At 45.2% G+C, this 15,441-nt stretch carries 16 protein-coding genes and 1 pseudogene; 4 read left to right on the top strand and 13 right to left on the bottom strand.

The window, feature by feature from the left end; translation table 11 throughout:
* Window positions 1–61: 61 nt before the first annotated feature.
* The 3 genes from M2134_RS11010 to M2134_RS11000 are packed head-to-tail and all read left to right on the top strand — an operon-like array spanning window position 62 to window position 2,826.
* Window positions 62–1,057, top strand: coding sequence for a glycosyltransferase family 2 protein (locus M2134_RS11010; protein ID WP_280750753.1), 996 nt, complete (start codon window positions 62–64; stop codon window positions 1,055–1,057).
* Window positions 1,050–1,859 carry a DUF5672 family protein gene (locus tag M2134_RS11005; protein ID WP_280750752.1) on the top strand — a complete coding sequence of 270 codons (810 nt, stop codon included), beginning with the start codon at window positions 1,050–1,052 and terminating at the stop codon, window positions 1,857–1,859. Before M2134_RS11010 ends, M2134_RS11005 begins: the two co-directional genes overlap by 8 nt.
* A 22-nt stretch (window positions 1,860–1,881) precedes the next feature.
* Window positions 1,882–2,826 carry a glycosyltransferase family 10 gene (locus tag M2134_RS11000; protein ID WP_280750751.1) on the top strand — a complete coding sequence of 315 codons (945 nt, stop codon included), beginning with the start codon at window positions 1,882–1,884 and terminating at the stop codon, window positions 2,824–2,826.
* A gap of 6 nt (window positions 2,827–2,832) precedes the next feature.
* On the opposite strand, the gene M2134_RS10995 is transcribed toward M2134_RS11000, so the two are convergent.
* The gene (locus tag M2134_RS10995) at window positions 2,833–3,015 is read right to left on the bottom strand and encodes a hypothetical protein (RefSeq protein WP_280750750.1); all 183 of its coding nucleotides are present in this window, start codon (window positions 3,013–3,015) and stop codon (window positions 2,833–2,835) included.
* Between the two features lie 496 nt (window positions 3,016–3,511).
* Here M2134_RS10995 and M2134_RS10990 point away from each other — a divergent pair, with 496 nt between their 5' ends.
* Window positions 3,512–3,649, top strand: a complete 138-nt coding sequence (locus M2134_RS10990) for a hypothetical protein (RefSeq protein ID WP_280758178.1) — start codon at window positions 3,512–3,514, stop codon at window positions 3,647–3,649.
* A 62-nt stretch (window positions 3,650–3,711) separates the two neighbouring features.
* Here the strand turns inward: M2134_RS10990 and M2134_RS10985 are convergent.
* The 12 genes and pseudogenes from M2134_RS10985 to M2134_RS10930 all read right to left on the bottom strand — a co-directional run.
* Window positions 3,712–3,894 (bottom strand): annotated as a pseudogene (locus M2134_RS10985) (SDR family NAD-dependent epimerase/dehydratase); the annotation flags it as partial.
* Between the two features lie 90 nt (window positions 3,895–3,984).
* Complete coding sequence (locus M2134_RS10980) at window positions 3,985–5,079, bottom strand: glycosyltransferase family 4 protein (protein WP_280750749.1); 1,095 nt, start codon at window positions 5,077–5,079, stop codon at window positions 3,985–3,987.
* A 93-nt stretch (window positions 5,080–5,172) separates the two neighbouring features.
* Window positions 5,173–6,474 (bottom strand): type II toxin-antitoxin system HipA family toxin, encoded by a 1,302-nt coding sequence (locus tag M2134_RS10975; RefSeq protein ID WP_280750747.1) that lies wholly within the window; start codon window positions 6,472–6,474, stop codon window positions 5,173–5,175.
* A gap of 2 nt (window positions 6,475–6,476) precedes the next feature.
* Window positions 6,477–6,833: a helix-turn-helix transcriptional regulator gene (locus M2134_RS10970; protein WP_280750746.1), complete on the bottom strand. Its 357-nt coding sequence runs from the start codon at window positions 6,831–6,833 to the stop codon at window positions 6,477–6,479.
* Between the two features lie 121 nt (window positions 6,834–6,954).
* The gene (rocF, locus tag M2134_RS10965) at window positions 6,955–7,851 is read right to left on the bottom strand and encodes an arginase (RefSeq protein ID WP_280750745.1); all 897 of its coding nucleotides are present in this window, start codon (window positions 7,849–7,851) and stop codon (window positions 6,955–6,957) included.
* Window positions 7,852–7,860: 9 nt separating this feature from the next.
* Window positions 7,861–9,069 carry an ornithine--oxo-acid transaminase gene (gene rocD, locus M2134_RS10960; protein WP_280750743.1) on the bottom strand — a complete coding sequence of 403 codons (1,209 nt, stop codon included), beginning with the start codon at window positions 9,067–9,069 and terminating at the stop codon, window positions 7,861–7,863.
* 650 nt (window positions 9,070–9,719) lie between these two features.
* Complete coding sequence (locus tag M2134_RS10955; protein WP_280750742.1) at window positions 9,720–10,889, bottom strand: 1-acyl-sn-glycerol-3-phosphate acyltransferase; 1,170 nt, start codon at window positions 10,887–10,889, stop codon at window positions 9,720–9,722.
* 7 nt (window positions 10,890–10,896) lie between these two features.
* Window positions 10,897–11,877, bottom strand: coding sequence for a D-alanine--D-alanine ligase (locus M2134_RS10950; RefSeq protein WP_280750741.1), 981 nt, complete (start codon window positions 11,875–11,877; stop codon window positions 10,897–10,899).
* 15 nt (window positions 11,878–11,892) lie between these two features.
* Window positions 11,893–12,981 (bottom strand): RluA family pseudouridine synthase, encoded by a 1,089-nt coding sequence (locus tag M2134_RS10945; protein ID WP_280750740.1) that lies wholly within the window; start codon window positions 12,979–12,981, stop codon window positions 11,893–11,895.
* A gap of 3 nt (window positions 12,982–12,984) precedes the next feature.
* Entirely contained in the window at window positions 12,985–13,611 is a 627-nt protein-coding gene (locus M2134_RS10940) for a PASTA domain-containing protein (RefSeq protein WP_280750739.1), read from the bottom strand.
* A gap of 129 nt (window positions 13,612–13,740) precedes the next feature.
* The gene (gene rpmH, locus M2134_RS10935; protein ID WP_005633099.1) at window positions 13,741–13,893 is read right to left on the bottom strand and encodes a 50S ribosomal protein L34; all 153 of its coding nucleotides are present in this window, start codon (window positions 13,891–13,893) and stop codon (window positions 13,741–13,743) included.
* Window positions 13,894–14,018: 125 nt separating this feature from the next.
* The gene (locus M2134_RS10930; RefSeq protein WP_280750738.1) at window positions 14,019–15,329 is read right to left on the bottom strand and encodes an acetylxylan esterase; all 1,311 of its coding nucleotides are present in this window, start codon (window positions 15,327–15,329) and stop codon (window positions 14,019–14,021) included.
* Between the last annotated feature and the right edge of the window lie 112 nt (window positions 15,330–15,441).

Genomic DNA, 15,441 nt, shown 5'->3' with positions numbered 1-15,441 from the left:
TTCAAAAGCCTTTTCAAAATCGGCTGAAAATCTTAACTTTGTAAGCAAAAACGTGCAACCGGTGAAAGTCTCAATAATTATTCCTGTTTACAACGTTTCTATGTATATAGAGGAGTGCTTGCAGTCTGCTTTAGAGCAAACCTATCAGGATATTGAATATCTGATAGTCAATGACGCTTCGCCAGATGATAGCATGGAGAAGATAGAAGCACTTATCCACAATCATTCGCGCAAGAATGATATAAAAATAATCTCTCATCAGGTGAACAAAGGGATCTCTGCAGCCCGAAATAGTGGAATCAGGGAAGCAACAGGGGATTATCTTTTCTTTTTAGACAGCGATGATGTTTTATATAAGAACAGCATTGAAGTTTTGGCGTCTCTGGCGATAAAGGAGAACCCGGATCTTGTTATATCAGAGTATACATTAATTGGTAGTAATGATCGAAAGAAGTATCCATATATAACACTTTCCGCCTCTACAATATATGGCGAAGAGATAGCGGATGCTTTTTATCGCAAAAAATGGCATGGGGCTGCATGGAACAAGCTTGTTAAGCGAACACTCTTTTTGCACAAAGAATGTATGTTTTATGAAGGGATTATTCAAATGGAAGATATCCTTTGGTCTTTATTTATCGCACAATATGCTTCCACTATGTGTGTAAGTAAAGAAAATACTTATTTTTATCGTATTAGGGAAGGGTCTGTTACTCAAAAAGTATCTACCCGCAATTTTGACAGTATGCTTCTTGTATTAAAGGAAATGGGGTCAACGGCTTTTTTAAAGCACCAACACAAAGATGATACTGCATTATGTGAGTTCCTTGCAGATCAAAGGATTTATTTCTATAAGGAACTCATCCGTTGCCATATAGAGAAAGGCTACATAAGACAAAGCGTGAAGAAGATTGATGCTGCTTTCTCAGATAAGAAATTTAGCCTATTCGCTCACTCTTTTAGTTATTTTCTTAAAGTACTTCCTTATAAACTACCCCATTCGTTAGGGATAATGTATATTAAATTGATATTACTAATTCAGAAAAAAAATGATTAGAACAGTCGTAGTAATTCCTGTGTATGAGGGAATGCCTAAGGAAACAGAAAAGATCTCTTTGAGGAGGTGCTTGAAAGTACTATCTAATCATTCTATATGTCTTATTGCCCCGGAGGGATTAGACATCTCTTATTACAAATCTGTTTTTGATAAAGAGAATATCCCTTTCCTATTAGAACTATTTCCTCCTGTTTTCTTCAAAGGAATAGCGGGATACAACAAGTTGATGCTGAGTAAAGATTTCTATAAGCGCTTTGAAGCATGGGAGTATATGCTCATCTATCAATTGGATGCATATGTCTTTAGCGATAAACTTAATGAATGGGCCTCCAAAGGATATGACTACATAGGAGCTCCCTGGAAGAAAAGAAATGGGGAAGTGATAAAGGATGTATCTGGGAATGGAGGGTTCTCTTTGCGAAAGACACAATCATTTATCTCACTTTTTTCGTCACAAGGTAAATTATTGTCTTATAAAGGGCTGTGTTCTTATTATACGGATTTTGGCTTTCTCTATAAGTGGATCTACATTTTGTTAGGGCTATTATTCACAAAATACAATTCCATCACCTATTTTACTCACTTGAAATGGGCAGAAGACCTGTTTTTTGCACGGCTATCATACAAAAAAGTATCTCCTTTTAAGATTCCCGGTTCAGACGTTGCAAAATTTTTTTCAATCGAACTATACCCTGGCTATTGGTTAAAGGAAAACAACAATCAACTGCCATTCGGATGTCATGGATGGGAGAAAGGGGATAATCTTACTTTTTGGAGAGATTATATCCCTGAAGATTTATGAATTTTACTAAAAAACTGCTGACATGACTAAAAAGACCATCAAAATTAACTTTGTGGATTTTTGGAAAGGATTTGATCCTCATAATAATTTCTTACTGGACAGCCTTTCTCTTCATTACAACCCGGTCATAGATCCTAATCCGGATTATCTCTTCTACTCCCTATTTGGATATTCTCATCTGAAATATACGGAGGCGATCAAAATTTATTATACAGGAGAAAATGACATTCCGGACTTTAACTTTTGTGATTATGCAATAGGTTTTCAGCATATGCAGTTTGAAGACAGATATTTGCGTCTTCCATTATATACGTTATATCCTGGATTTCAACGATTGAAATGTAAAACTTTAGAGGAGGGTTTGTCGAAAAGAAAATTTTGTAATTTTGTTTATTCAAACTCAATATATGCTATCCCTTTGCGTGAACAATTTTATCATCAACTATCAAAATATAAAAAAATTGATTCCGGAGGTCGATTTATGAATAACATTGGTGGTCCGGTTGCTGATAAGATCGCATTCATTAAGGATTACAAATTCACTATTGCTTTTGAGAACAGTTCCTTATCTGGCTATACCACGGAAAAGCTAATGGAGCCTATGCGAGTGAATTCTCTGCCAATTTACTGGGGAAACCCATCGGTAAATAGAGATTTTAATTCGAGTTCTTTCATTTGCTTGCAAGACTATGCCTCCATAGAAGAAGCTATTGAAGAAATTATCCGATTAGATAATGATGAAGAAGCATATATGAAAAGGCTGTCAGAACCATGGCTCACTAAACTACAAGCAGAAAAAGATTGGGACTCAGAATTATCTGATTTTCTTGTTTCAATTGTGGAACAATCACTCAATCAGGCGAGACGAACGACAATGTATGGTTATGCCTTAATACGAAAATACAGAGAAAGTCGACTGGCAAAATACTCTACCCTTCCTGTCATAAGAAATTTATTAAATAAATAGGCTTTATTATCTTATCACATCCCTAAACCTTCTCTTCCGCTCTTTTTCCGAATAATTCCCGACAAACATCTGGCGGGAATAGGGGTTAAAGCGGAGGATGGTGTAGAGAAAACGATAAAACATCATACGTTCGCTGAAAGGATTAAAGAGGCACTTCGTATCCTTGGGTAATCTCTTCCACCTTGCCATGGCTGAACTCCTTCAATAGGCGCTTGTTTAATTGCCAACAAACGTTAAATCGCCCCTATTCCCCCAAAAGCTTCAACTATCATTTTGATATTTTCGCCCGACTATTTTCCCAAAAACGTAGGGGTATTTAAAATTAGTCCCGCGAGTAACACTTTTTAACGTATCATATTGTACGGCAAAATGGCCATTATGCTTACATTTTGTATTTTAACATTTGCATTTGGGGGGAGCTTCAAATGGGAGGGCAAGGGGAGGTTTCAATTTTCACCCCTTTGTGCGCCTTCGTGTCCCTTCGTGGTAAGAAAACATAGTGTATTTGTGGATAAAAACCGGAAAGGACCAGTGGCATATATTATGTAGAAAGACTTAACCACGAAGTATCACAAAGGCGCACGAAGAGGTAGGGGGAATAGAGGGTGCTTGTTTGTAAAGTGTGTAAAAATAGTCCTTGAAAAATCGGAGAAAAGGGGAAGGTTTTAACCCGCTTAAAAGCAGTATGGTAGGGGTTGAAACCCACAGAGGTAAAGGCTTTGCCTACATCTTAAAACCGTTCGATAAATCGAACGGCAAAAGAGAGGCCTGCGGCCACTCGCTGCGCTCGCTTTGGAAAACCTTCAAACTTTCCAATATCTGAAAACACTTCCCCTTTCCCTCCATTTTGCTTTACGCTGCGCTAAGCGATTTGCAATTCCATTTCTAAAACCCAACGACCTCCTCAAAATAGGCAATCGTTTTTTTCAGTCCATCTTCCAATGCTACCTGAGGCTCCCAGCCATTTAATCGCTCTTTGGCCAACTGGATATCCGGTTTGCGTCGCAATGGATCATCCGAAGGAAGAGGTTGGAATACAATCTTTGAAGAAGAGTTGGTCAATTCAATCGCCTATTGGCAATAGGAAGAGCAGCTCTTTTTCCTATTTTATTTTATCAATATTGGGATTATTTGCTCCCAAAGAAAAAAGGTAAATAATTATTTCACCACCTCCCCAAATCTCCTCTTCCGCTCTTCTTCCGAGTAGTTTTCGACAAACATCTGGCGGGAGTAGGGGTTAAAGCGGGGGATCGGTTGCTGAGAAAATATTTGTAGTGCTTTGATAAATTCTTCTTTTGTATGGCAGAGGGCGCCGACCTGTTTGACGTCTACATCGTAGCCTTCGAAGGCTTCGGCGGTGCCGATGATGTTTTTGCCATACATTAGGGCTTCACAGGTCTTTACTTTCATGCCGCTTCCTTCGAAGATCGGGAGGAGCATAAAATCGGCCTGTTCGATATATGGTCTTAAGTCGGGCACATCGCTCAGGACTTCGATATTCGGATAGGCTTTTACTTTCGGGATGATGGCACTCATGCCTTTGCCGACAATCTGCAAACGGATATTTACATGCGGTAATACCTGATGAACAAACCAGAGAATGCCCCGCACATTCATCGGGAAGTAGGTGCCTAAAAACAGGCAAAGGGGCGTCTTATTTGTCATGCCCTCCGGATAGGTATCCCGTTTATACACATCTTTGAATACGACTGGCGATAAGATATCGGGCGTACGGTGATGGCGCTTTTCGATCTCTTCCTGATCCCTTTTATTGAGCGCGATGATCACATCCGAATAGTCGCATGCCTGTTGATCGTTTTGGGTTACGCAACGAACGACTATCGAACGCCAGGGCTTCCATCGCCCTATCTTGGCCGCGAAATAGACCGACTCCACATTGTGGAAGAAGGTGATGATCTTGCCTTTATATGACTTTTTCTTTAACTCTTTCGCGATCACCCCGAAAATGCTTCGGTCGATAAACACGTAGTCGTACTCCTCCGCCAGCTGGACTATTTGCGCTACCTTTTGAGGAGAGAGCCCGTAATAATAGCCTTTCAGGAAGTGTATCAGTATCGGGAAGATACGAAATAACAGCTGCGTCTTACTTTGCGACTCATGGATATAGTAGGTAGTTACATTTTCTTCGCCCAATAACTCGGTGAGAACATGGTAATTGGCATTTGTCCCCTGTTCCCCTCCGGCATCGATCGCTCCGGACTTTCTGTAACGTATGAAAAGTAATCGATTCATGAGCGCAAATATAGCGTATTATTCACAACAAACGAATTGTCTTTTTGTTTGTTAACCTACTCTCTTTCTCGCAGACAGGCATACTATTGGCAGCTACAAAACAAGAAGGGTCTTGCCGATTGCCAATCTTTTTTCATTATCCACACCGGCATTACTTGCGTAATAAGACCAATTTTGAACTTTCTCGTTTATCTCGTCAATAATTTCTTTTGATTTTTTGTTTCGGATAGAGTGCCCGATTGTTAATAGATCTTCCCGTGTAATGCTCGATCGCTTCCCATTGATACTCAGGGCATGTTGGCTGACCCATTCGCTTCCGGGACGGTAGGCATGGCAAATGTCATACGCCGGAGCTAACGTCCAACGGCCTCCCTGTTTGAGGAGAAATGAGAAGTTCTTAGTATGGTCGTCGCAATTGCGCGCGATTACATTAAACACCATCCGCCGAAACATCTGTTCGGCTTCGGCATAGCTCAGCTTCAACTCTCTCATCGTTTGGAATAATTGCTCATAACTATAACTGGTTATCCGGTTATAGTCATAATGTTTCATCGCGCAAAAGGTCTGTGTATGGTGCTTTATATAAGGGCCCTCCCTGTCGAAACGCCGTGTCATGAAATGGGCACGCCCGTTCTCTTCCAGTAAACGACAGGGCATCATTCCCAAACCACAATCGATGGCCATCAGATAGTAGGCATATTCGACACGTCCATACCCCAGGGACGCACCCAATTGTATGTCGCTCACCCCGTCGAGCTTTAATAACCAATGTTCAAATCCTTCCGGTGCCCGGGTCTGTCCGGAACGAACCTCGCCTGTTCGTTCGTTATAAGCAATGACCGCTTTGGGGCGGGCTCCACCTGCAGATGTACCGATCTTCAATATATCCCGAACCGATTTCTCTTCATCGGATTTTAAGTTGGTGACAAAAGCCTCCTTTTTCGACAGCATCTTTCCGGCCACTTCTACCAGACTCTCCACTTCCACCGAGAAGGTATTTACATGCTGTTTCTGAATCGTCGGTTCAAATTCTAAGGCGCCCATTCCTCTACGTCCAATGAAACATAGCATTTCCACCGGGTTCATACTGTTTTCCGGACGGCCTTGTTGAGCCAGCCATAAATTGATCAGGTCATTCCCATAGCGGTCGGGCAGCATATCGGCAAGCAATCCCGGCAAACCCTTGAATGTGTCATACACAGAGTTTCTCTCTTTACGCAGTTCCGGAAACGAGTAGACCTGCTGTTCACGCGTGAGTGGCATTTTCAAAGGAGCCAGCTCCCAACCCTCCTTCTTGAAGGCCGGGCTATATTCAAAAGAGGCCAGCCGGGTTGTTTCGTCCCACGCGACAGCGCCTACCTCTTTCCCCCATATTTTTACAATGGCTGTATTCATAACTACCAGTCCGTATCATCTGGGTTTATAGCATTTTTCTTTCGCGGCGATGCTACTCGTTGCCTCTTTTTTTGCTCCGCTTTGGCAAGAGCCAAAGGGCTTGGCTGTCGGGTAACGGTGAATTTATCAAAGACCTGTAGAAGATCCAATACACGCAATACCTGAATGAGAGTGGCAACTGTGACTGTTTCGCCCCGCTCCAGTAAACTAAGGGTAGAACGACTTATGCCGGACTCTTTAGCAAGCATCTCCTGCGTTTTATTTTGCTGCATGCGATGAAACTTTATGAATCCCCCTATTTGCCGGGCAATATCATCATCGCTCATTGCATGCCAGTCATTGTCTGATAAATCATTCATAACGCATTGTTTTGTCTTTAATGTATGAGATACGATACAAATATATTAATTTGTAATGAATATCTCTTACAAATAAAGAATAAATGCATCATGGTAGTCGGAGTCTCTTGCAGAGAAGAGGTCAAATACGCGCCGTGATATAATCAATGATATCCAGGCATAAGCGGGTAGTCTGCTCTTCTACGTCGAGCTCAGGGTTGAGTTCGACCAAATCCATGGATTTAATGAGATTCGTGCTGAGCACCGTATCCACAAACGCGTTAAACTCCTCCGGCGTCAACCCCTCCGCTACACGGGTGCCTGTGCCGGGTGCATACTGCGGGTCGATGCTGTCGACATCGATGCTGAAATGCACATTCCGTATCTTGCGTTCCCGGAGCTTGCGGCGTATATCGTCCGCCACAAAAGCTATGCCTTTCTCACGAATAATGGTCATGGGGTAGACGCTGAGCTTCTCACGACGGATCAGATCCAATTCCCCTTGGTCCAGGCTTCGGGTGCCTACCAAGAAGACATTTTCCGGATGCACCTTATTGCCGGGGGCGTAGATATTGACCAACTCCTCGCTACCCATGCCCATAAGCGCGCTAAGCGGCATCCCATGAATATTACCGCTGGGTGATGTCTCACTGGTGTTGATATCGCCATGAGCATCGAGCCAGATAATACCAAAGTCGTCGAAGCTTTTTCCCACACCCGAAGCGCTACCCAAGCCCAACGAGTGGTCGCCGCCGACCACCAGCGGGAAGGCGCCTCCCCGCAGTGTGTCGTAGACCAGCTCGGCCAGGTTGTTATTGACCTCAATGATAGCGTCCAGGTATTTCATGCTCTTGCTGCGGGCAAACTTATCCTCCTGGCTTACCGGAGGGACATAGAGATTGCCCAGGTCGAAAGCGCGATGCCCGTTTTTACGAATAATATCCATCAGCCCTCTCGCGCGAAGATGGTTAGGTGCTTTTTCTACACCTTCCCGGTCGCAACCGAGGTTGAGGGGTACACCAATAACGTTGACTTTCATAGAAGGAGATTAAAATTGTGAAAATGTTTTTTTGATAATCGCTATCGCTTCCAACATCTCTTCCCGGGTGATCACCAGAGGCGGCGTGAAGCGGATGATATGATCATGTGTCGGTTTGGCAATCAAGCCGTTTTCCATCAAAGCGATGCAGACATCCCAAGCGGTTTTCCCCTCCTTGGGTTCCGTGACAACGGCATTCAATAGCCCCTTTCCTCTTACCAGGCGGATCATCGGGTGATCCATTTTTTCCATCTCCTCGCGGAAGAGGCGACCCATTTCATCGGCATTTTCCGAGAGCTGTTCCTCGCGAACTACCGTTAAAGCGGCAATCCCTACCTGTGCGGCCAGCGGATTTCCCCCATAGGTCGATCCATGTTCGCCCGGTTTGATTGTCAGCATCACGGCATCATCGGCCAATACGGCGGAGACAGGCGTAACACCTCCCGACAAAGCTTTACCCAGAATGAGCACATCCGGACGCACACCTTCCCAATCACAAGCCAATAAACGTCCCGTTCGCCCGATACCCGTCTGTATCTCATCGGCCATAAAGAGCACATTATGCGCCTTGCATAGGGCGTAACAGTCGCGCAAATAGCCCTCGTTGGGCACCACCACACCGGCTTCGCCCTGGATAGGTTCGAGTAAGAAGCCAACCACGTCGGGATCCAGCAACGCCTCTTTCAGCGCCTCTACATTATTATAGGGTATTTTCACAAAGCCCGGGGTGTAGGGGCCGAAGTCCTTGTAGGAGCTCGGGTCGGTACTCATGGAGATAATCGTTACCGTGCGCCCATGGAAATTCTCCCCGCAGACAACAATCTTCGCCTTCTCCGGCGCAATACCCTTGCAGCGATATCCCCACCGGCGACAAAGTTTCAAGGCTGTTTCAACCGCCTCTGCACCGGTATTCATCGGCAACAGCTTGTCATAACCGAAGAAACGACAGGCGAACTCCATGAATTCTCCTAACACATCGCTGTAGAAGGCGCGGGACACAAGCGTTAGTTTTTCGGCCTGTTCTTTTAATGCCTCGATAATCTTCGGATGACAATGCCCCTGACTCAGGGCGGAATAACCGGAAAGGAAATCGAAATAGCGTTTCCCTTCGACATCCCAGACAAAAATACCTTTTCCTTGATTCAATACTACGGGCAGCGGATGATAATTATGCGCCCCAAACTGCTCTTCGCGGGCAATGTAATCTTTCGGTTCCATACAACAGACATTTAGTTTTTAGCATATTGTCAGCATATACAGCTGGCTACACGGCAAATCTACAAAACCTATTGACATTTTGCTAATTTAGGGTATATGTTAAGAAGCAGAAGTTGGTGGGTGGGGGAGGCGTATTCAAATATGGTAATATTGGAAGGAGAAGGGAGAAAGGAGAAGGGAGAAAGGGGCGCTTTCAGATATTGTAAGAATTGAAGGTTATTGTATCATAAAAATAGTATCAAAATTTCTCCTCCTTAGCAAAGGAGGAGAAATTTTGTCACTATGTTTAGTATGTCTTTATCTTCCAATTTTGTAAGAATTGAAGGTGGGGATCGCGCTGCAAGCGTGAGATTATGCATAACCGTATGCAAGCGTAGCGCAGCTTACGGTATAGCGACTACCTGTCAATCAAGCGCCGCAGGTGCGAGATCTGCCATAATCCCGCCCCATGCGGGGCTTTTTATATAGAGGATTCACTACCGTAAGCTGCGCTACGCTTGCATACGGTTATGCATAATCTCACGCCTGCAGCGTGCTTCCCCGCAATCTTCACATCTTCTCCTTTCTCCTTCACATTTTCTCCAATTTGAAGAATACAAACTATTCCCCTCTCTTGTGGAGAGGGGGAAGGGGGAAGGGGAAAGGTCTTCTCAGTCTTGTACAGAGAGATGATTGATCAGCGGATTGCTGTACATCTCGAGTATCTTTGTTTTTAGGAAGTCTTCGTCTTTATTGGGGATAACGATCTTCTCGATCTGGCCTTGCAGGTAGGCCTGGAATTGTTTTTTGTCTTTGAGGCCGTACATCTCACTGAAACGTTTTGTTCCCTTCAACATATCATAGGCCACATAATTGCATGGATAGAAGCGGTAGTGCTTGTAGATTTCCCGGTCGATAATGCTGGCTACTGTCGTGTATAATTCCGTCTTTTCCATTTCCGGATCGAGCTTTTCCAACGCCTGGTTGATGGGGGTACAAATGGTGAAATGCACCCGTCCCTTATTATTCAATATGCCTGTTTCCATGGCTAACAGGTCGTCGCGTTTACTTTTTGTAAACTCCGGATTATCACGTTTCTGCTGAAACTCCTGCGCTTTGAGGAAATCACAGGGATCGAATTCGTAGGAAATAGCTACCGGCACGATATTCAAGCTCTTCAGATTGGTCAGGATATCCTTCGTATCGCCACCCATATTGAGCATCTTCAGGATACTCGCCTGCGTCTTATCGTTGGAGTCTTTTGCCCGTCCTTCGCGCTGTGCGATCCAGATCGACTCATGAGTCTCCTGGATAGTTTGATGGATATACTGGGAGAGAAGAATGCTTGCCTCGAGCTGCTGACGGCCTGAAACACCGCGCTTCACGATAAAGGCATTATTCAAACGGACAACCGTATCGATCCAGGGTTTGATCAACAGGTTATCGCCAATAGCCACCTGGGTCAGCCCGTAGCCTACTTCGTAGAGCATCACATTCAGAAACGCTGCATCGAGTACGATATCACGGTGATTAGAGATAAACGTACAGGCAGGTTTCCCTTCCGGCAAACGGCTTCTTCCCGAGATGGTAAGTGAAAAGGTTGTCTTTTTGGCGATGGTCATCACTGCATCGTACGCAAGCGTTGTTTTGAACTCCTCTTTCGTACGGCAGGAACGCATCATCTTCACCAATTCTTCCTTGTTTAGATTCGGCTCGATATACCGTAAAGCGTCTATCAGGTCTTCATTGTTGACCAACGACTCGATGGCATCTTTCACCTCGCTGTCGATAAAAGGTCGAATATCATCGAATTTATGAATATCTACTTCTTTTTTATCCATGATATCATCACTTATTGAATTCGTTTTCTATTATTTCCGTTAACACATCTTGTATGTCCAGTCCCGCGGCTTTCACCTGCTGAGGGATAAAACTGGTCAGCGTCATACCGGGAGTCGTATTGACTTCCAATACCACCGGTTCCCCTTCCCGGGGAATGATATAATCGACACGTATCAGCCCTTTGGCGCCCAACAGATCATAGATCTTCAGTGTTTGTTGTTGTATCTTACGTGTCAGCTCCTCTGAAATGCGGGCCGGCGTTATTTCATCTACCTGCCCGTTGTATTTGGCATCGAAATCGAAAAATTCATTATCGGTCACCACCTCCGTCAGGGGGAAAACAACCTCTTTCCCTTTTGTTTTGTAGCAACCGCAGGTCACCTCCGTGCCCTCCACATAGCTTTCCATAATCACTTCATTGCCTTCTGCAAAGGCCTTTTGGATCGCCTTTTGGATCTCTCCTTCGGTTTTCACCTTCGTCACCCCGAAGCTGCTGCCTCCGTCGTTTGGTTTCACAAACAGCGGCAAGCCAAGGGCCGACAATACTGCCTCGTCCGAGATCGTTTCACCTTTCATCAGGCGGATAGCAGGAGCGATTCGTACGCCAAAGTTATGCAAGTATTGGTTGCACATATATTTATTAAATGTCAACGCGCTCGCCAACACGCCGCAACAGGAGTAGGGGATACGCATCATCTCCAGGTAGCCCTGTAACAGTCCATTCTCGCCGGGAGTCCCATGAATCGTGATGTAAGCAAAGTCAATGTGTACGATGGTTCCATTTTCTTCAAAACAAAAACCGTTCCGGTCGAGCGTTGTCATCTCGCCATTGGCCAGCTTCACCTGCCACCCCTCCTTCTTAATGATGGCAATATATACATTATATTTTTCTTTATCAAGAAAAGAGTAAATCCCATCGGCGCTTTTCAGCGAAACAACGATTTCCGATGAATCTCCCCCTGCTATGATCGCTATATTCTTTTTCATCACTTTGTTTTCACATTATTCAAATTCATCCACTTCTTTCGACTGGGCATATCGCCGCCATTTGTCGATCAGTTGCTGCATATCTTCCGCCAGGGGCGAATCGAAAAACATCTCTTCGCCGGTCACCGGATGCACGAATCCCAACGTCTTCGCATGCAAGGCTTGCCGGGGGCAGGTCGCAAAACAATTCTGTACAAACTGACGGTATTTATTGAAAGTGGTTCCTTTCAGTATCTCATGCCCTCCGTAACGTTCGTCGTTGAAGAGCGTATGTCCGATATATTTCATGTGCACGCGGATCTGATGCGTACGTCCTGTCTCCAGGCGACATTCCACCAATGTGGTGTAGCCCAGACGCTCTACCACCCGGTAGTGTGTCACGGCAGTTTTCCCATGATCGCCTTCGGGGAATACGGTCATCTGCATGCGGTCGCGCGGATCGCGTCCGATATTTCCTTCGATGCGTCCTTCCTCTTCCCGTATGTTTCCCCAGGCCAACGCCAGGTATTTCCGCTGGGTGGTTTTGTTGAAGAACTGAAGGCTCAGATGACTTTTCGCTTCCGGCCGTTTGGCAATAAGCAAAAGCCCCGAGGTATCCTTGTCGATGCGATGCACCAGTCCCACACCCGGATCGGCCGGATTATACAGCGGATCATCTTTCAAGTACCACGCCAGCGCATTCACCAGCGTACCGGTATAATTGCCATGCCCCGGATGCACCACAAGCCCTGCCGGCTTATTGACCACCATCAGGACTTCGTCTTCGTAAACAATATCAAGCGGTATATTTTCAGGAATAATCTCCAGCTCCCGGCGGGGACGATCGAGTACGAGTGTGACCACATCGAGTGGTTTCACGCGGTAGTTGCTCTTCACCGGCTTCCCATTCACATGGATACAACCGGCATCGGCCGCCAACTGAATCCGGTTGCGTGTAGCCCCCATCATACGGTCGACCAGGAATTTATCGACACGCAACAGTGCTTGCCCCCTGTCCGCTGTGAAGCGGAAGTGTTCAAACATCTCAGGCGTTTCAAGTTCTTCTTCCGGCAGAAGCAAGTCGTCCGGTTCGTCTTCTATATCATATAGATTATAGTCGTCCATAGGCTAAAACCAACTTTCAACATCACTATCGAGGGGGACAACGGCCGGTTCTCGCTGTTCGACAGCCAAAGAGTCAGCCTCCATTTCACCACTGCTCACCTTTAATACAAGGGGAGTTGTCAATGGTATCTTTTCGCCGGCCTGCAATACCCTTCCGCGCGACTCCACACCCAAAGCAAGATCTTTGTAGGGACCGGGAATATAGGTTGTTTCAACATTTGTAAATCCGCGTGATTTCAAAATCGCGTATGCCTGGCGGAAAGAGAGATCTTCCACCTCCGGCACCTCGGCCATCTGCGCCGTTGTGGCGTTGATCGTGATAAAAAGAATACGTCCCTCCTTCACCTTCGATCCGGTAGCCGGTTTGATCTCCACGATAGCACCGGGAGACACCTCTTTTGAAAAAACAGAGTCGATCACATTATAGCGCAGGCCACTATTGTGGATAAAGATCGCGGCCTCGTCCATGGAAAGCCCTTTCACATCGGGCACAACCACCGCTTTATTATGGTGCGTGTAATTATCAAGCCATTTGAGAACACCGTAGAGGATGGCTCCGGAAACCGCCACCATCAACAATAGGTTTATTACATACGGATTCTTCAGTATTTTTATCAGAAAGTCCTTCATGTTTGTCCGGTATTAGCCAGTTTAATTAGATAGAGACTTCAAAAGTAGAAAAAAAGCCGCATAAACAAAGAAAGTAAAGGCTTTTTAGCAAAACCTTTACTTTCTTTATATACGTTTAAATCGAACCGATTATCCGTTGTATTCGTCAGATACTGTCAATTTAGCTCTTCCTTTTGCACGACGGGAAGCCAATACGCGGCGTCCATTTGCTGTTGCCATTCTTGAACGGAAGCCGTGCTTGTTTTTTCTTTTCCGGTTCGAAGGCTGAAATGTTCTTTTCATTTTCCTATATGATTTATTATTATAATCTTAACTGATTTGGGGTGCAAAGATAAATGCTTTTTTTGAATATACAAACGCCTGAGGCAGGATTATTTTGGTTTTCTTTCAGTTATAGACCAAAAAGCTTACTTCAAATGCGCCTGAATCCATCTCAACTGCTCATAACGTGTCTCCAGCGAGACCCAGTGTTCATTGACCGGTGTGATCAACGCCTCTTTGGGGGCGGTAATCAGATTATAAACGGCATAGCTGGTGGTTGGCGGGCAGACATTGTCGTTGTATCCCCACGTCATATACACGGGCACGCGGATGCCGCGGGCGAAATTAACCACATCGTAATAGGCGAGTGTCTCGATCACCTGAGGAGTCAATTCCACGCCTTTGTATTTCCGACCAAAGTGGGGATATCCTCCGGTGCGTCCCGGCTCGGCATAGGCTGCCATGTCGGAAAGGGCCGGGTGATTGGCGACACATGCGGTAATACGCGAATCAAGCCCTGTGAGAATCAAGGCTAAGGCGCCTCCCTGGCTTGCGCCTTGCGTCACCATGTTCTTGCCATCCCATTCGGGCAGGGTGGAGAGATAGTCGACCGCCCGCACACATGCTAAATAGACCTTTTGCATATAATAGGTATCCCGGTGGGTGATGCCATTGGCCAGGTAGCCATTGGCGTGATGATCGCCAAAAGCGCGGGATATATCTTTATAGGTCTCCGCGTCGAGCGACGGGTTGATACCATGGATTTCCATATCGAAACGGATACAGCCCGATTCGGCGTAGAAGATCGTTTTCATGGGGTCCATCGGTTTGACACCTGCTCCCGGAGGCGACACGACAACCGGGTATTTTCCCGCCTTCTTGGGCTTAGTCAGGTAGCCATACACAAAGTGTCCCGGCTTATAGCAGGGCAATTTCACCAGGTAGCAATCGACCTTATCCGACGAATAGGCTTCCACAAAAGAGACCTCCGGTGTCATCGGGCAGTTGGCCTGCTCTTCCAATGCTTTTTTCCAGAAGGCATCGAAATCGGCAGGCATTTGGGTGTAAGGCGTAATTTTCTCAGGAGAAAAGCCTACCTTAATATGATGCTTATAGGTTTTTCCTTGTAATGTAACGCTCAGGTTACAATCACGAAACCCGGGCTTTTTCATGGTCCCTAAAGGAATATTGGCCTTGCCTCCTTTTAGTTTCACACTTCCTTTGCTGTCGGGATCAAGGCAGTCCTGGCCAATCTCGTAACGAATTTCCAGGTTATCCTGTAAAATGCCATATTCGTAAATAGCGACGGTTATAACAGGTTTTTCTCCCGTTTTGTAAAGCCAGTCGGCATGGTCGGGCGTGGTTACCCAAAGCAGATTACTTTGATGAGGATAGTTTTGTGCTATGACAGATAGCGAAAACAGACAAGAAAGAATAGAAATAAATAGAGATCTCATGAATAGATAAATTAGTTAGAAATGACTAAAATGCAAAGGTATTATTTTAAAAATACAAAGTGTAAGCAAAAACAGCATTTTGCTTTACAATATGATACGTTAAAAAGTGTTA

This window comes from Parabacteroides sp. PM6-13 (assembly GCF_029892605.1).
Lineage (GTDB): Bacteria > Bacteroidota > Bacteroidia > Bacteroidales > Tannerellaceae > QVMG01.
The sequence above is the reverse complement of the archived record's forward strand: the minus strand, read 5'-3'. Positions and strand labels throughout refer to the sequence as shown.

What these genes read in the sequence shown, in the direction of transcription:
- M2134_RS11005 (WP_280750752.1), top strand. Translation starts at nt 1,050, where the DNA reads ATGATTAGAACAGTCGTAGTAATTCCTGTGTATGAGGGAATGCCTAAG.
- M2134_RS11000 (WP_280750751.1), top strand. Translation starts at nt 1,882, where the DNA reads ATGACTAAAAAGACCATCAAAATTAACTTTGTGGATTTTTGGAAAGGA.
- M2134_RS10995 (WP_280750750.1), bottom strand. Translation starts at nt 3,015, where the DNA reads ATGGCAAGGTGGAAGAGATTACCCAAGGATACGAAGTGCCTCTTTAAT.
- M2134_RS10990 (WP_280758178.1), top strand. Translation starts at nt 3,512, where the DNA reads ATGGTAGGGGTTGAAACCCACAGAGGTAAAGGCTTTGCCTACATCTTA.
- M2134_RS10980 (WP_280750749.1), bottom strand. Translation starts at nt 5,079, where the DNA reads ATGAATCGATTACTTTTCATACGTTACAGAAAGTCCGGAGCGATCGAT.
- M2134_RS10975 (WP_280750747.1), bottom strand. Translation starts at nt 6,474, where the DNA reads ATGAATACAGCCATTGTAAAAATATGGGGGAAAGAGGTAGGCGCTGTC.
- M2134_RS10970 (WP_280750746.1), bottom strand. Translation starts at nt 6,833, where the DNA reads ATGAATGATTTATCAGACAATGACTGGCATGCAATGAGCGATGATGAT.
- rocF (WP_280750745.1), bottom strand. Translation starts at nt 7,851, where the DNA reads ATGAAAGTCAACGTTATTGGTGTACCCCTCAACCTCGGTTGCGACCGG.
- rocD (WP_280750743.1), bottom strand. Translation starts at nt 9,069, where the DNA reads ATGGAACCGAAAGATTACATTGCCCGCGAAGAGCAGTTTGGGGCGCAT.
- M2134_RS10955 (WP_280750742.1), bottom strand. Translation starts at nt 10,889, where the DNA reads ATGGATAAAAAAGAAGTAGATATTCATAAATTCGATGATATTCGACCT.
- M2134_RS10950 (WP_280750741.1), bottom strand. Translation starts at nt 11,877, where the DNA reads ATGAAAAAGAATATAGCGATCATAGCAGGGGGAGATTCATCGGAAATC.
- M2134_RS10945 (WP_280750740.1), bottom strand. Translation starts at nt 12,981, where the DNA reads ATGGACGACTATAATCTATATGATATAGAAGACGAACCGGACGACTTG.
- M2134_RS10940 (WP_280750739.1), bottom strand. Translation starts at nt 13,611, where the DNA reads ATGAAGGACTTTCTGATAAAAATACTGAAGAATCCGTATGTAATAAAC.
- rpmH (WP_005633099.1), bottom strand. Translation starts at nt 13,893, where the DNA reads ATGAAAAGAACATTTCAGCCTTCGAACCGGAAAAGAAAAAACAAGCAC.
- M2134_RS10930 (WP_280750738.1), bottom strand. Translation starts at nt 15,329, where the DNA reads ATGAGATCTCTATTTATTTCTATTCTTTCTTGTCTGTTTTCGCTATCT.